This window comes from Bradyrhizobium sp. USDA 3262 (genome assembly GCF_054060035.1).
On sequence record NZ_JBSSCT010000001.1, the window covers coordinates 3,084,227 to 3,099,109 of the forward strand.

At 58.7% G+C, this 14,883-nt stretch carries 12 protein-coding genes and 4 pseudogenes; 7 read left to right on the plus strand and 9 right to left on the minus strand.

Features of this window, described 5'->3' with window-relative positions; all coding sequences use genetic code 11:
• Positions 1-113: 113 nt before the first annotated feature.
• From ACVWYP_RS14315 to ACVWYP_RS14345, 7 genes are all read right to left on the minus strand, one after another.
• The gene (locus tag ACVWYP_RS14315; protein ID WP_429039090.1) at positions 114-725 is read right to left on the minus strand and encodes an IS3 family transposase; all 612 of its coding nucleotides are present in this window, start codon (positions 723-725) and stop codon (positions 114-116) included.
• A complete protein-coding gene (gene ltrA / locus ACVWYP_RS14320) occupies positions 694-2,208 on the minus strand; it encodes a group II intron reverse transcriptase/maturase (RefSeq protein WP_304498923.1) in 1,515 nt (504 codons plus the stop codon). The genes ACVWYP_RS14315 and ltrA (ACVWYP_RS14320) overlap by 32 nt, the downstream gene beginning before the upstream one ends.
• 554 nt (positions 2,209-2,762) lie before the next feature.
• Positions 2,763-3,290: an IS3 family transposase gene (locus ACVWYP_RS14325; RefSeq protein ID WP_304498924.1), complete on the minus strand. Its 528-nt coding sequence runs from the start codon at positions 3,288-3,290 to the stop codon at positions 2,763-2,765.
• Between the two features lie 33 nt (positions 3,291-3,323).
• The gene (locus tag ACVWYP_RS14330; RefSeq protein WP_018273530.1) at positions 3,324-4,691 is read right to left on the minus strand and encodes an IS110 family RNA-guided transposase; all 1,368 of its coding nucleotides are present in this window, start codon (positions 4,689-4,691) and stop codon (positions 3,324-3,326) included.
• 200 nt (positions 4,692-4,891) lie between these two features.
• Complete coding sequence (locus tag ACVWYP_RS14335; RefSeq protein ID WP_304498925.1) at positions 4,892-5,206, minus strand: transposase; 315 nt, start codon at positions 5,204-5,206, stop codon at positions 4,892-4,894.
• Between the two features lie 27 nt (positions 5,207-5,233).
• Positions 5,234-5,449, minus strand: a complete 216-nt coding sequence (locus ACVWYP_RS14340) for an AMP-binding enzyme (protein WP_429039096.1) — start codon at positions 5,447-5,449, stop codon at positions 5,234-5,236.
• 1,244 nt (positions 5,450-6,693) lie between these two features.
• Positions 6,694-6,870 (minus strand): hypothetical protein, encoded by a 177-nt coding sequence (locus tag ACVWYP_RS14345; protein WP_304498926.1) that lies wholly within the window; start codon positions 6,868-6,870, stop codon positions 6,694-6,696.
• Between ACVWYP_RS14345 and ACVWYP_RS14350 the strand changes: the two are divergent.
• From ACVWYP_RS14350 to ACVWYP_RS14380, 7 genes and pseudogenes are all read left to right on the plus strand, one after another.
• Positions 6,814-6,936: pseudogene (locus tag ACVWYP_RS14350) on the plus strand (hypothetical protein); the annotation flags it as partial. The gene ACVWYP_RS14345 and the pseudogene ACVWYP_RS14350 overlap by 57 nt on opposite strands.
• A gap of 125 nt (positions 6,937-7,061) precedes the next feature.
• Positions 7,062-7,310 (plus strand): S1/P1 nuclease, encoded by a 249-nt coding sequence (locus tag ACVWYP_RS14355; RefSeq protein ID WP_304498927.1) that lies wholly within the window; start codon positions 7,062-7,064, stop codon positions 7,308-7,310.
• A 39-nt stretch (positions 7,311-7,349) separates the two neighbouring features.
• Positions 7,350-7,757, plus strand: coding sequence for a leucine zipper domain-containing protein (locus ACVWYP_RS14360; protein ID WP_304498928.1), 408 nt, complete (start codon positions 7,350-7,352; stop codon positions 7,755-7,757).
• Positions 7,758-7,795: 38 nt separating this feature from the next.
• Positions 7,796-8,260: an IS3 family transposase gene (locus ACVWYP_RS14365; RefSeq protein WP_429041575.1), complete on the plus strand. Its 465-nt coding sequence runs from the start codon at positions 7,796-7,798 to the stop codon at positions 8,258-8,260.
• Positions 8,261-8,814: 554 nt separating this feature from the next.
• Positions 8,815-10,047: pseudogene (gene ltrA, locus ACVWYP_RS14370) on the plus strand (group II intron reverse transcriptase/maturase); the annotation flags it as partial.
• A 345-nt stretch (positions 10,048-10,392) separates the two neighbouring features.
• A pseudogene (locus ACVWYP_RS14375) lies at positions 10,393-10,860 on the plus strand (transposase); the annotation flags it as partial.
• 882 nt (positions 10,861-11,742) lie between these two features.
• A complete protein-coding gene (locus tag ACVWYP_RS14380) occupies positions 11,743-12,234 on the plus strand; it encodes a hypothetical protein (RefSeq protein ID WP_375764181.1) in 492 nt (163 codons plus the stop codon).
• A gap of 371 nt (positions 12,235-12,605) precedes the next feature.
• Here ACVWYP_RS14380 and ACVWYP_RS14385 read toward each other — a convergent pair whose 3' ends face one another.
• Together ACVWYP_RS14385 and ACVWYP_RS14390 are read right to left on the minus strand one after the other, a co-directional pair.
• Positions 12,606-14,123, minus strand: a complete 1,518-nt coding sequence (locus tag ACVWYP_RS14385) for a DUF2235 domain-containing protein (RefSeq protein ID WP_304498932.1) — start codon at positions 14,121-14,123, stop codon at positions 12,606-12,608.
• A gap of 480 nt (positions 14,124-14,603) precedes the next feature.
• Positions 14,604-14,871, minus strand: a pseudogene (locus tag ACVWYP_RS14390) (phosphocholine cytidylyltransferase family protein); the annotation flags it as partial.
• Positions 14,872-14,883: the final 12 nt, after the last annotated feature.

Below are 14,883 nucleotides of genomic sequence, written 5' to 3' on the forward strand. Positions count from 1 at the left end.
CAGCTTGCCATTGCGCTTGCTGTTCCTTCGTGATGTGGCCGATGAGATCGGAGGCGATGGTTCGAGAATCGGGGCCCAGCTGGTGGAACGCACCCCTGATGTGAGACAAGGAATCAGGGACCGGTTGCGATGACCGTCACGGGCGGCTGCTGCGCGGCAGCCGCCCGTGACGGCAAGTTTGCCTCGAACTCGGCCGGTGGTCGATAGGCCAGTGCCGAGTGTAGTCGTTGCTGGTTGTAGACCTGCTCGATGAAGGTGCCGATCGCTCGGCGAGCGTGACTTGCATTTCGGTAGATGCCCCCATCGACCTCCTCACGCTTGAGCGTCTTCATAAAGCTCTCCGCCCGGGCATTGTCGTAAGGGTTGCCGATACGGCTCATGCTGAGCTGGATATCATGGACGTCCAGCAGTTTGGTGTAGTCATCGCACGCGTATTGGATGCCCCGATCGGAGTGGTGGATCAGGCTGCCGGGAGCAGGCCTGCGTTCCCGAAGTGCCATGACCAGCGCGGCAATGGCCAAGCTTGCCTGCAGATGGGTGTCCAGAGCCCAGCCAACCACGCGCCGGCTGAAGGCATCGAGCACGATCGCCAGATACGCGAACTCCTCCTGAAGCCGGAGTGGAGTAAGAAGCGCGAGCGCGCTTCTCCTCCCCGAACCGTACGTGCACCTTTCAGCGCATACGGCTCTCTGTTCAAGCTTGGCCCATGGCCATAGCAACATCATGATAGTGCGAGGTGACAGTGCTGCGGGTTTCTTTTCGGAAGATGTAGGGATTTTCCTCCGGATTGCGCCACCGGAACTGCGCCTTCGGGCTTGAAACAAGCCGGTAAAGTGCTTTTCCGTGCGGCGCGCCGCGTTCATGCCGACCAAACACGAGCCAGGTTTTCGCCTTGCCCGGTTCCGGGGGTCGGTACCATTTCCGCATCAAAGGTTTGATGCGAGATCGGTATTTGTGCCCCAGCCAATGCGCCATTTTCCAGAATACGACATGGTCGATGCGCCGGAATACGTACGCGGTGAAGTCGGTGAACTTGTAGAACGCTGCCCATCCCGCCAGTTGACGGTTCAGGCCAGCGATCATGTCGACCGTGCTGACACTATGATTGCCGGAAAGGGCTTCAGTGAGCCTGCGAACAAACCCCTTCGCCTTTTCCTTGGGTATCGTTGTGACGACGGACATGCGCCCGTGCGACCCTCGCTTGCGAATGATCCTATGCCCCAGAAAGACGAAGCCGTCATTGACGTGGGTGATATGGGTTTTCTCCATATTCAGCGTCAATTTCAGCTTGCCTTCCAGAAAGGCGCGGCATTCTTCGCGGATTTCCTCTGCTTGAGCTTTGGTCCCTTTTACGATGACGACAAAGTCGTCAGCGTATCGGCAATATGCAACCGCCGGCTTCCATTGCCGGTTCTCTCGAACCGTAATAGGGCGGCCCAGCTTGATGCCGAAGTTCCATGCCCAGCGGTCCTTGCGAGCCTTGTCGCTCAGGTATTTTGCCTCCAGCCACGCATCAAACTCATGGAGCATGATGTTGGACAAGAGCGGTGACAGCACGCCACCTTGCGGAACACCCTCGCTGGAGGCTGTAAACAGGTCACGGTCAATGTGACCTGCCTTCAGGAACCGCCAGAGAAGATCAACAAACCGCCCATCCTGCACTCGTCGCCGCACACATTTGATAAGCAGCCGGTGATGGACCGTGTCGAAGTAGCTTGCCAGATCACCTTCGATGATCCAGCGGCCCCTCGTCATGTCGGCTCCATCCTGGAGCTGTATCTTCACGGTGCGGACGGCATGGTGCACGCTCCGTTCAGGCCGGAAGCCATAGGATAGGCGATGGAAGTCGCTTTCCCAGATTGGCTCCATGGCCATGAGCATGGCTCGTTGGACGATGCGATCCGTCAGAGTCGGAATACCCAGTGGGCGTAGCTTGCCATTGGTTTTCGGGATATAGATTCGCTTCACCGGCTGGGGGCGATAACTCTCGTCCAGCAGGCTTTTCCGCAGGTCATCCAGATGCTGATCCAATCTGACCTGCAATCGTTGCTTATCTATTCCGTCAATGCCCGGTGTTCGTGCGCCACTTGACGCCAGAACAATCCGAGCGGCCTCGGCAAGCCATTCCCGGTTGGCAATCAGCCGAAGGAAGCGATCGAACCTTCGGTTCGGATCGCTCTCGGCCCATGTCGCGATCTTGTGCTGCATTTCACTGATTATCAAAGGTCTTCACCTCATTCGGTCAGGTAGTTTGCACTCCAAGCAGTTCGAACTGTTCCCCTTCGCCATGTGGCAGGCTTTCCCTACCGCGGACTACTACGGAAACTCCGCCAGCATGGTGGACATCAGGGTCAACTCCCTTGCGACGCTAAGCATCGTGGGCATTCCATCATGCCTTCCCTCGTTCATATGCTGGACGTCGTTGTATTGGTGAGGCTGCCGGTCGCAGTCTTTTCCCTTGCTTTCCGCAAGTCGATGCCGATGCCATGGTCTGGCTGCGTTCTCCCCATGACCCCTCGCGAGCGTCCTTACATCTGGGCTCGCGTTCGGATGCCGGCCGTCATATCTGTCCGGCGACATCATCAGCATTCCACCTATTAAGCCGTGTAGGCGGAGGCGACATTTCAGCCCTCAGATGCGGGTGAACCGGTTCGTGTTTCTCAACCTTCCAATACTTCAGCCTCGGGGACCATCTCGGCTTAACGGCTTCGCCTCAATCCCCTTTACCTGCGGGCTACGTCACCCTGCCAGTTGACGACAGGTCACCGCCGCTTGGGCTCATGTCCCCTCACAGCAGGGAACAAGTCACTTTTTTTCAGTCCTCCTTTCTCTTTTGCATTCCAGTCATACGCTTCCCCAACTGTGGGGCGAGGCGCACTGTAGGTGATGTCGGCGAGCCAGACCCGATTCGGAGCAGGCGCCGTGAAGTCGCGCATGATCAGGTTCGGTGCGATCGGCAGGTCATGACGGCTGTCGGTGGTGCGAACCCGGCGTGGTGGCGCCATGATGGCTCGGATGCCATGCCGCTGCATCATCCGCTCGATCCGGCCACGGCTGGTGCCGCGTCCCTGCGACGTCAGAGCGGCATGGATTCGCGGACTGCCATAGCGCCCGCCACTGTTCTGATAGACCTGCCGGACCTCAGCCAGCAGCGTGGCATTGGCTTGTGTCCGTTCACTCACCGGGCGCGTGCGCCAAGCGTAATAGCCGGCCGGCGAGACCTCGAGCACCTCACACATCAGACGAACCGGATACATGTTGCGGTGATCCTCGATGAAGCGGAAGCTCATGTCCGGGTTCCGGCAAAGATCGCGATCGACTTCCTAAGAAACAGCCACCTCAGGGCCGCAGGGAACAGCTTGCAAAACGAAGCCCAGCGATTTGGCGCGCCGCTTCAGATTGGCGAGGACGCGGCTACGATATTGTTCCTCATAGTGGTCGGCACCCGGATCTTTGTAGGATATGCCGTGCCGGAGGGTGTTGTAGAACAGGACCGCAATTTTGCGGGCGGTCGCCGTCACGGCCTTCGCTTTACCCGCACGAGAGGACAACCGACGATAAAATGCGCCGAGCGCCGTATCGCTCCGTCCGATGGTGGTGGCCGCCAGCCGCAACAGCGCAGCTGCCCGACTGGATGATCTCCGAGTACGCGAAGAGAGCACCTTGCCGCCCGAGATTTTGTTGCCCGGTGCCAGGCACAGCCAGGAGGTGAAGTGCTTGGCGGTCGGCCAAGCCCTCAAATCGGTGCCGCACTCGCCAATGAGCTTCAATGCAAGTGATGGACCTAGCCCATGGATCTCGGTCAGATCGACGCCGAGGACGCCGTATAGAGCGGCCCTCACATCGAACGATGGCGTATTGACCTGCTTGGTCTTCACCCGCGGTCTGGGGAGCTTGCCGACTGGCTTGGCCCCTTTGTCCGTCAGCGCCGTTATCAAGGATTCCAGCTTGCGATCGCAGTCGAGCATCTTGGCCTGGTAGGTGTCATAGAGTTCCAGCGACTGGGTGAGCGCGAAGACGTGTTCATCCCGATCATTGCCCACCAGTGCGGCGCGGATCGTCTCAATTGAGGAATGGCAGCGTACATCACGGTAGGTCGCCAACACGTCGGGATTGCGTTCGCCCGCGACAATCGCTCGGATAATCCGCATCCCGGTCGCACCGGTGATGTCAGAGACAACGTGATGAAGTTGCAGATTCATCTCCATCAGGGCCTTTTGCATGTGCTGGATGTGAGCGGCTGCGTATTCCACTAGCCGCTCGCGCTGACGCAGATAAGCCCGCAGGGTTGCGATCTCGGCATCAGGGCGGAAGCTCCCGCGCAACAGACCATAGGAATGGAGCTGGCGCAGCCATGCGGCATCGCTGACGTCTGTCTTGCGCCCAGGCACGTTCTTGGCGTAACGCGCATTGACCAAAATGACCTCGAACCCGCGCTGCTCGAGAATCTCGTAGGCTGGGATCCAATAGACCCCGGTGGATTCCATCGCGACGCTAGTCACGCCGCAGGCTTTGAACCAGTCTGCCAAATCATGCAGGTCCTGCGTAAATGTGCCGAACGCACGTACCGGAGTGTCGGTGCAGATCGGGTCGACCGCTGCCATGTGTATTTTTGATCCAATGTCGATGGCGGCTGCGCCAACATTGACGGGATTCAATTCCGGGCGGTCACCGGTCGTCCTCTTGGGCATCGCAAATCCTCCATCCGATTGTGGGCAGGAGGGTCTGGGCTATGCCAATCGTCATCTTCCTAATCGGGATCGCCGCAGGAACGGCGTCACCACTCTCAAGTTCGCATGCACCCATGGACCACGTTTTTTAACGGGGACTAGTGCCTCCAATAAGCTGACGGCCGCTACCCTCCGAGATACGAGGATAGCACGGGCTGTTTCTACCGCGCGCAGGCGGGCAACGGCCCGTGACAGTTTTTTAAAATGTCGCGCTCCATGCGTAGCCGTTCGTTCTCCTGGCGCAGCCGGGCGATCTCCGCAGCCTGGTCCGCCGACATCGGCGTCGCCTGCGTGGTGGGGCGCCACGCCGCCGATGTCGGCTCCTGCCGGACCTTGTCTACCCAGCGTCGCAGCACCGAATCGCGCAGACCGAGTTCCTTGGCCACCGACGGGACCGAGCGACCGCTCGACATCACGAGCTCAACGGCTTGGCGCTTATAGTCCTCCGTGAATGACCGACGTTCACGACCTTGCATTCGACACCTCCTGGCTCTCCGAGCCTACTACAGGTGTCCACTCATTCGGAGGAGGTTCAGCGCCTTTCGGATCTCCGGCTCAATCAGGATGAGGCCGGGGACTTTAAACCCGGCCAGGCGTCCTCGGGCAAAGTCTCGGACACTTTGTAGGTTCACCTTTGCGTCCTGATGCCGCACAATAGCTGCGACGACGTCAGCGCCTAGTCGCTCGTGGGGGATAGGGAAAACAGCGGCTTCAATCAACAGCCGGGTAGCTCAGCAAGGCGCCCTCTACTCGGCCGGGGCGACCTTCCGCCCGCCCTTGTGGATGATCTCCTTGATGCGCCCGGCGATGAAGGGATACCCGTCCGCGTCCAGGTATCCGAGGTCGCCGGCGCGGAACCAGCCGTCCTGAAATGCGGACGCGGTAGGGCGGCGTCATTGTCTTACCCCCTCGTTATTGAGGCATCGCAGCGCGACCTCTTCACGTTCGCCGGATGGCAAGCGACGGCCCTGTCCAGTATCGCGATCTCGGGGCCGGTCGGCCGACTGAACCGCGCTTTCGCCGCTGCAATCGGTCGTGAGCCTCAAGCTCCAATGCGACGCCAATATTATAAGCCGACACGCAGACGCTCGCATGGGTCAGAGGAACCGTTGTGAGCTGCGACGTACTGCCGGATGTCATCGGGATGAACGCGTCGTCAGCACTTGACGCAAGCTCATCGTCAGGCATCCGTTGCGTTACCCGATCGACAACACTGAAAGCGCTGGCCCCTGGTCTGGCCGCATCTATACCTCGATCCGGACAGGCCCTGGATTCGTCCGGCGGACCGGCAGGCCGAATTCAAGTCGAGTGCGTCAATAGCGCGGCCAAGTGCAATTCGTCGAAATACCGCCGGTATTCATCACAGATGAACTCGGGATTTAGGTGTATAATTTAGGTGTATACATAAGGGGCCGTCATTTTGCGCGAATGGCGGCCCCGTTACTTCAGGACCCGCGAGTACTCCGGCTGCACCGCTAGGCGGTATGCAATGAACTTGTCGCCGCAGAAGTGTTCAAGTGTGGTGTCGCAAACAGGGCAGCGATATTCACCCCTGGTCCCGGGCTCTGATATCAGTTCGATGCGCCGGAATCCGGCCCCGCAGCTAGGGCACGTTACATCGTTCTTCCGCATCAGATCACCCGGGCAGAATTCCTCGGACGTAGTGCCGCGCGGAATGCACTGGCCCCCAACGCGGCGTTCTTCCCCGAGGACGTTGAATTTGAGATTTTACAACCGAATTGCAGTTTTAATTGGAATACGGCTCTTCGTACGGTCCGTACATTGAGCCTGCTCGAAATGTGCTGATCGACCAGCTAATCCGGAAGGCTGCGGATTGACATTCACGCAATCTTTGCGAGAGTTTGATTGCGCTGTGAGCACTTCTCAGGGTCTCTCGAATTTCCAATCTTCATTGTTCTGCCAGCAATTTGAGGAATTAATTATGATACGAGTGGCGACGAGCTTAGCCATCATCGCCTGTGGCGCAGTTTTCAACTGTTTGAACGTAAGTCGCGCACTCGCTTGGGGCGACGAAGGCCATGAGGTGGTAGCTCTGGTGGCGCAGTCTTTTCTGGATGAGGATGTGCGCAAGCGGGTGAATGCCCTTCTGGCCGTCGATACCGATCCGCTCACCGCTCATGACATTGCGTCGGCAGCTACGTGGGCGGCCAAGTACCGGGATGCGAATGTGAACAATTCACGCGAGCGGACGCGGCAGTGGCACTTTGTCGATATTGAGATCACCGCCCCAAATTTTGACGAAGCCTGTTTCAATCATCCGCCGGTGCCCAACGGCACACCCGCTTCTGATGGGGCGGCGGCCGATTGTGTGTGGTCGACAAGAGTCAGCAGTTTGCGGCGGAACTTGCCAATCCCGCGACAGATGTCGAGGAGCAGGTCGCCGCGCTCAAATTCTTGCTTCACTTCGTCGGCGACGTGCACCAACCGCTACACAGCTCTGACGATCATGATCGCGGCGGCAACGCCAAGCGGGTTTCGGCGACCGGACTTAGCGCCGGCAATCTTCACCATTTCTGGGACACCGAGTTTGTGGACCAGTGGAATGCCCCCCAAAAGTGAGACACGGGAAATTAGGGACAGTTCTCTAGGGGAGAACGTATGTCCAAGAAGGCCCGTGTGTTCAGTCGAGGATTTAAGCTGATGGTCGTCCGCCGAATGCTGGTGGGCGAAAATGTGGCGGCGTTGGCGCGAGAAGTGAAGGTCCTGCGCAAGGATCTCTACATTTGGCGCGATCGCTTCCGGTCTGGCGGTGCGCAGGCTTTGCGGGGTTGCGGCCGACCACCGAAGGCGTCGGCAGCGGTTGACCAGCCTGGGGAGCTGCAACCGGATGTGCCAGCGGCCGAACTTGATCGTGCCCGCGCCCGGACGGCCGAGCTTGAGCGCAAGATCGGCCAACAGCAGGTCGAACTCGATTTTTTTCGGCAAGCCTTGCGGCAGGTCAAGGGAGCACGCCGGCGGAACGCCGGGCCTGGCGTGACGGGGTCTACACGGTCATCCAGGCGATGACGCCCGCACTGTCGCAAGGCGAACTCACGATCGAGCGGATGTGTGCCCTCGCTGGCGTCAGCCGAGCCGGTTACTACCGTCATTGGCGAGCCTCGGCACCGCGGGCGGAAGAGGCTGGGGTTCGAGATGCGATCCAGCGTCTGGCGCTGATGAACAAGCACTACGGCTATCGCCGGATCGCCGCGCAAATGCGCCGTGAAGGATGGAACGTGAACCACAAGCGCGTGCTCCGTCTGATGCGCGAGGACAATCTGCTGTGCCTGCGGAAGCAATCGTTTGCTCCCGTCACGACGGACTCGCGCCATGGTTGGCGGGTGGTGGCGAACCTGGCACGCAACATGGCGCCGAGCGGCCCGGACCAGCTGTGGGTCGCGGATATTACCTATAGTGCGCCTCGCCCCACAGTTGGGGAAGCGTATGACTGGAATGCAAAAGAGAAAGGAGGACTGAAAAAAAGTGACTTGTTCCCTGCTGTGAGGGGACATGAGCCCAAGCGGCGGTGACCTGTCGTCAACTGGCAGGGTGACGTAGCCCGCAGGTAAAGGGGATTGAGGCGAAGCCGTTAAGCCGAGATGGTCCCCGAGGCTGAAGTATTGGAAGGTTGAGAAACACGAACCGGTTCACCCGCATCTGAGGGCTGAAATGTCGCCTCCGCCTACACGGCTTAATAGGTGGAATGCTGATGATGTCGCCGGACAGATATGACGGCCGGCATCCGAACGCGAGCCCAGATGTAAGGACGCTCGCGAGGGGTCATGGGGAGAACGCAGCCAGACCATGGCATCGGCATCGACTTGCGGAAAGCAAGGGAAAAGACTGCGACCGGCAGCCTCACCAATACAACGACGTCCAGCATATGAACGAGGGAAGGCATGATGGAATGCCCACGATGCTTAGCGTCGCAAGGGAGTTGACCCTGATGTCCACCATGCTGGCGGAGTTTCCGTAGTAGTCCGCGGTAGGGAAAGCCTGCCACATGGCGAAGGGGAACAGTTCGAACTGCTTGGAGTGCAAACTACCTGACCGAATGAGGTGAAGACCTTTGATAATCAGTGAAATGCAGCACAAGATCGCGACATGGGCCGAGAGCGATCCGAACCGAAGGTTCGATCGCTTCCTTCGGCTGATTGCCAACCGGGAATGGCTTGCCGAGGCCGCTCGGATTGTTCTGGCGTCAAGTGGCGCACGAACACCGGGCATTGACGGAATAGATAAGCAACGATTGCAGGTCAGATTGGATCAGCATCTGGATGACCTGCGGAAAAGCCTGCTGGACGAGAGTTATCGCCCCCAGCCGGTGAAGCGAATCTATATCCCGAAAACCAATGGCAAGCTACGCCCACTGGGTATTCCGACTCTGACGGATCGCATCGTCCAACGAGCCATGCTCATGGCCATGGAGCCAATCTGGGAAAGCGACTTCCATCGCCTATCCTATGGCTTCCGGCCTGAACGGAGCGTGCACCATGCCGTCCGCACCGTGAAGATACAGCTCCAGGATGGAGCCGACATGACGAGGGGCCGCTGGATCATCGAAGGTGATCTGGCAAGCTACTTCGACACGGTCCATCACCGGCTGCTTATCAAATGTGTGCGGCGACGAGTGCAGGATGGGCGGTTTGTTGATCTTCTCTGGCGGTTCCTGAAGGCAGGTCACATTGACCGTGACCTGTTTACAGCCTCCAGCGAGGGTGTTCCGCAAGGTGGCGTGCTGTCACCGCTCTTGTCCAACATCATGCTCCATGAGTTTGATGCGTGGCTGGAGGCAAAATACCTGAGCGACAAGGCTCGCAAGGACCGCTGGGCATGGAACTTCGGCATCAAGCTGGGCCGCCCTATTACGGTTCGAGAGAACCGGCAATGGAAGCCGGCGGTTGCATATTGCCGATACGCTGACGACTTTGTCGTCATCGTAAAAGGGACCAAAGCTCAAGCAGAGGAAATCCGCGAAGAATGCCGCGCCTTTCTGGAAGGCAAGCTGAAATTGACGCTGAATATGGAGAAAACCCATATCACCCACGTCAATGACGGCTTCGTCTTTCTGGGGCATAGGATCATTCGCAAGCGAGGGTCGCACGGGCGCATGTCCGTCGTCACAACGATACCCAAGGAAAAGGCGAAGGGGTTTGTTCGCAGGCTCACTGAAGCCCTTTCCGGCAATCATAGTGTCAGCACGGTCGACATGATCGCTGGCCTGAACCGTCAACTGGCGGGATGGGCAGCGTTCTACAAGTTCACCGACTTCACCGCGTACGTATTCCGGCGCATCGACCATGTCGTATTCTGGAAAATGGCGCATTGGCTGGGGCACAAATACCGATCTCGCATCAAACCTTTGATGCGGAAATGGTACCGACCCCCGGAACCGGGCAAGGCGAAAACCTGGCTCGTGTTTGGTCGGCATGAACGCGGCGCGCCGCACGGAAAAGCACTTACCGGCTTGTTTCAAGCCCGAAGGCGCAGTTCCGGTGGCGCAATCCGGAGGAAAATCCCTACATCTTCCGAAAAGAAACCCGCAGCACTGTCACCTCGCACTATCATGATGTTGCTATGGCCATGGGCCAAGCTTGAACAGAGAGCCGTATGCGCTGAAAGGTGCACGTACGGTTCGGGGAGGAGAAGCGCGCTCGCGCTTCTTACTCCACTCCCGATGGCGCGCGGCTTCGTCTATTTGGCGGTTGTGCTCGACTGGTTCAGCCGCCGCGTGCTGTCGTGGCGTATATCGATCACCATGGAGGCGGCGTTCTGTGTCGAGACGCTTCAGAATGCCCTGGCTCGTCACGGCAAGCCGGACGTCTTCAACACTGATCAGGGCTCGCAGTTCAGCGGACAGGCTTTTACCGGCGTGCTCGCCGACAACGGCATTGCGATCAGCATGGACGGCAAGGGAGCCTGGCGGGACAACGTGTTTGTCGAACGGCTATGGCGCAGCGTCAAATACGAGGAGGTGTATCTGCGGGCCTATGACAGCGTCAGCGAGGCGCGCAACTCGATCGGCCGATATCTCGGCTTTTAGAACAGCAGACGTCCCCATTCGAGTCTTGACGGCCGCACGCCGGATCAAGCCTACTTCACCCCGCTGCCACTCCGCCTGGCGGCCTAACCCCGGCAGACGCTCCACTTATGGACGCGGAGATTCTGTTCAGACAATCGGGACCAGCTCAGTCTGCCGCCAGACGCCCATGCGAGCAGAATTTGCAACCTCGGGCAACGACATCTCCAATAAAGAAAAGAAAATGCAACAGTGAAACTACCTTAAATAGTATTGATATCCGTCTGCACGAGCGAGCAGGACCGGCCGTGACGTTTGAGTTATGCACAAAATCCTGGCGCGATCCGTGTTGATCGTGTCAACGCCGAAGCTCAGTGGCGCGGTGGTGCGCAAAACCGACGTAAAAAAGCACGGGAGATGGACGCCCCCGGCCTTGCAATGAAATCGCGCGCTCGCAGCCTAGTTTCCTCGGCTCCTATTCGCATGTGGAGGTCACGGAAATATTCGCACTGCCGGGCAACGGGCAAGCGCCGCTCAACGTCGTCTCAATTCTCGTCGCTGAAGAACAGCGTTCCCGAGATGCTTGGTATCAAGCGATACACCAGCGGCTTACACCGGGATCGTCGGAGGATGCTCAGACGAAAATGAACTCCGGCATTGCGTCTTCCTGACAGCACGGGAGAATCGCACACGACGTCGATCTGCGGGGCTCGCGGTCAACGCCGGACGGCGCCTACCCGCGCACTCCCTCCCATTGTACCGCTGCTTCGCACTTTTGGCCGCTTCGCTCGAAGCGCTTCGAGATGATGGTTTCGGCGAAAGAAGGCCGACACGGCACGCGTGTTCAGACGTTTTCGAAGTTGTCTTGCGAGGAACGAACCCATCCTGTCCAACCGGCCCGGCGCGACCGTACCTGGCGAATAGGCGAACGACCGAATTGAATTCATATGCTCGGATGTACTCCCAAAGCGCGGCACGATCCGCATTTGAGAGATGATTGATCCTGTCGCAGGGTCGCGGAATTTCGCCGAGCAGGACCAGCCAATACGAGAAGAGCTCGCCGAAACCGACGGCTCCAATGACATCGTGGCGTATGAGATGCTCGACCCGTTCCAACCAGAGCAGAAAGTTGTCGAAGGCGGAGCGGACGGCAAGAGTTCGGTCCGTGAATACATTCGTTTCAGTTTGCTCGGATTGCTGCCGTTTCCAGTGGACGGCCAGCGCTATGGGCAGCTCACGCACGTCGAAGATCTGGCCCTTCAGCGTTTCCTCCTTCCAAAATGGGGCGTTCCCATAATCCAACAGACGCATGACAAAACGTACATCAGCGTCTTCAAAGAAATCCTTGGTTTGCTCGGATGCTGCCAACGCGCGCTCGCGCTGTCGGGTCAAGTTCGCCTGCGCGCTGTTCATGTAATACCGATAGAGGCCGAAGATCGAACCGGCCGCGGTCAAGGTCAAGCCGATCAGTGCCTCCGAATTTGAGTCGGGCATTGCAATCTTCTTTGCACACTAGGGAGCTGTGTCGTTCGCGGGTGTTGCCACGGCTGTGCCGCAAGTGAAGCCTGGCTCTAAGCAGGACTGGATCACCCGCAACTTATTGACGTCGCCGGCGCCCCATCAACGCCGCTGCCCAACACCTGGAGGCATGGACGAGTCAATGCGTTGAAATTACTGCAGCGAGGCATCGGCCCGCTTGTTGATCGGAACGCGAAGCGGCCAAATAGAGCCGCTCCACCCGAACGGCGCTGAAGACATGCTTATGACAACTGCCGCTCATGGTCGATCGAATTGGCCGGTCCTCTACATTCGTGAACTTGAAGGCCCGTGACGGCAGGTGAGCATGAAGGTGCAGTCTACAGGCGGCCAACATGGTTGGCCTTCTCCCATTTGGTTTCGAGATCGTCAGCGACGTACTTGGGCGGCTGCGCCATGCTTTGATCGAAGTAGTGCCCGAAGTCCACGTGGGCCCTCATATTGTCCGGGCGATAGTCTCCTATCCGGTCGTATAGCAGGACCGGACCGGCCGCAAAGCGAGCGTAGACGGACTTGTGCATCGGTGAGGCGGATTGGCCTGTTTTCGAGTCCACCGGGAGGTAACGCACGCCGGCCCTTAGCAATCCATTCGCCTGTTCGTTGTGCTGGCGACCAGCGGGATCAGGCGAGAGCCGTAATACGCTGCCGTCATGCTTGAGCCCATGTGGAATCAGGGATGCGCCCGCAACCATCCAGTTCAGGGCAACATCCGACAGACGAGCTTCGTTTTCCAGGTAGCCGCCGCCGATATCGGCATGGACGCCGGGAAACCATACCTGCTCAAAGTAAAGGTTGCCCAGGGCGTCGCGTTCGTCCGCCTTACCTGCCGTCGGCGACCAAGGCACTCTCTTGAAATCCGCCCGCTTCTCGTCGATCGAAATCGCATGCTTGGCGTAGCGGACATTCCTGTTGAGCGTGGTGTCATAGAATTTGTGTTTGGGAGGTGCCAAGTGCAGCGTCAGCATCCGCTTCCAGAAGCTATAACCCGGCAGAGGCAGCGCAATCTTCAGATAATTGATGATAAAGGCGATTACCGCCGCGGCGAGCCCGAGGTAACTCAGGATTCGGACGGCGAGCCCCGCCCAAGGGAAAACGGGTTCGAGCAGGCTGCCGACCCAATGCAGACCGAACAAGAGCGCGATGGCGAAGACCACCAGCGCTGGCCCAAGATACTTGTGCCCGAGAGCCGCCACCGTATCGAACACGCCGATGAAGTATGGGAATACGTTCGCTTGCTCGGTGCGTCCTGCTGTCTGCGAGCTCCCATGTTCCTTCCTGAACTTCGCAGCGATCGCGTCGCGGGTTTCAAGCAGGAATTGACGGTAGCCCTTCGTATCCTTGCGGCTATAAGACGGGCAAAATTGATAGACGTTCTTGACCGCGTGCTCCGCGAGCTTGTGGATGCTCTTGGGATCGCGTCGTAACGGGGAGCCGTCGGGTAGGTTGCGTGGGATACCGCACGATGACATGACGCCCGCAACCGAGCGCACTGTATATGCGCCGCGACTGAACCCGATCAAATAGATGCGATCACCTTCTTCGTACAGGCTGATAATTGCCGCATAGCAGTCGACAATGTTCCGGGTGATGCCGAGCCCCGTTGCCATGCTGGCGAGATTGTACAGCCAACGCATCCAGCCGATCTTGAAGTGACCACCATCGGATGCTGAGCCAAGTCCGGGATCGTAAAAGGCAACCTGTTCGACTGGTGCGACCTGTGTGTCCGGGCCTACGCGGCACGCCCTATAGAGCTTGTAGACGTTCGTCCGTGCTTCGTCGAATTTGATGCCGCCGGCCTGGCCTGTGCCGTCGGAGAAGATCACGATATTCTTGGGCATCGCACCCCATTCCCCCAAAATCGCGCCGATAAACCATCTATATCATGGACGCGTGCGAAAAAATGCGCGTCTTGACCAATGAAAGGGTGAAATCCTGCGCATCAGGCGACTACGTGCATGCGACATTCGAGTTTCTGTCTGCAGAAGCGATAGTCAATACCAACTCGTCGACGGGGCACCCGAGCGCCAGAGCCGATCAGCGCTCTGAAAGCCGAACGATTGCCACTAGCAAGAGAGGGATCTGGGGGCGGATCTGAGCGAATGGTGCCTGTAACTTCACCCGCCGAAGCAGTCCGCTCCCCACTGTGCGTCAGCGTCTTAGTTCTGGTAGAATACTGATTCGATGCGACCGTTGGTGCTCTATGACATGCCTGCTGGGCCTCGCTCGCGCGTCGGCCTCAGGAGCGGTTGGTCTGAACGCATTCTATAGCAAGGCATTTTAACTTTCGTCCGGTTTCCACGATCCCACGATCGTGGCACCAGCCACAGGGAATAAGCGCTCCCGGTGCGATCGAAAACCGTCGGTTCGACGTAGTTGATCTCGACCCCGACGAAGCGGCTGCCGCAGGCATACTGGATGGCGTCCTTGCGGTAGCCCACGACAACCCGTCACCTCACCGACACCGGTGACCTCCAGATTCCGCAGGGCGTCGCACAGGATCGGCACGCCGTTAACCCCGACTTGTGCTTTTGGCCGCAGATCCGTCAACGGCCGCGGGCGCGGGCCGAGGCCGGCTGCAAGCCCGATAGCGCGGCGAGG

Excerpts from the sequence above, each read along its gene's own strand:
- ACVWYP_RS14385 (WP_304498932.1), bottom strand. The coding sequence starts at position 14,123 with ATGCCCAAGAATATCGTGATCTTCTCCGACGGCACAGGCCAGGCCGGC.
- ACVWYP_RS14325 (WP_304498924.1), bottom strand. The coding sequence starts at position 3,290 with ATGAGCTTCCGCTTCATCGAGGATCACCGCAACATGTATCCGGTTCGT.
- ACVWYP_RS14360 (WP_304498928.1), top strand. The coding sequence starts at position 7,350 with ATGTCCAAGAAGGCCCGTGTGTTCAGTCGAGGATTTAAGCTGATGGTC.
- ACVWYP_RS14380 (WP_375764181.1), top strand. The coding sequence starts at position 11,743 with ATGATTGATCCTGTCGCAGGGTCGCGGAATTTCGCCGAGCAGGACCAG.
- ACVWYP_RS14315 (WP_429039090.1), bottom strand. The coding sequence starts at position 725 with ATGATGTTGCTATGGCCATGGGCCAAGCTTGAACAGAGAGCCGTATGC.
- ACVWYP_RS14345 (WP_304498926.1), bottom strand. The coding sequence starts at position 6,870 with ATGAGCGGTGAGCGGATCGGTATCGACGGCCAGAAGGGCATTCACCCG.
- ltrA (WP_304498923.1), bottom strand. The coding sequence starts at position 2,208 with ATGCAGCACAAGATCGCGACATGGGCCGAGAGCGATCCGAACCGAAGG.
- ACVWYP_RS14335 (WP_304498925.1), bottom strand. The coding sequence starts at position 5,206 with ATGCAAGGTCGTGAACGTCGGTCATTCACGGAGGACTATAAGCGCCAA.
- ACVWYP_RS14365 (WP_429041575.1), top strand. The coding sequence starts at position 7,796 with ATGTGTGCCCTCGCTGGCGTCAGCCGAGCCGGTTACTACCGTCATTGG.
- ACVWYP_RS14330 (WP_018273530.1), bottom strand. The coding sequence starts at position 4,691 with ATGCCCAAGAGGACGACCGGTGACCGCCCGGAATTGAATCCCGTCAAT.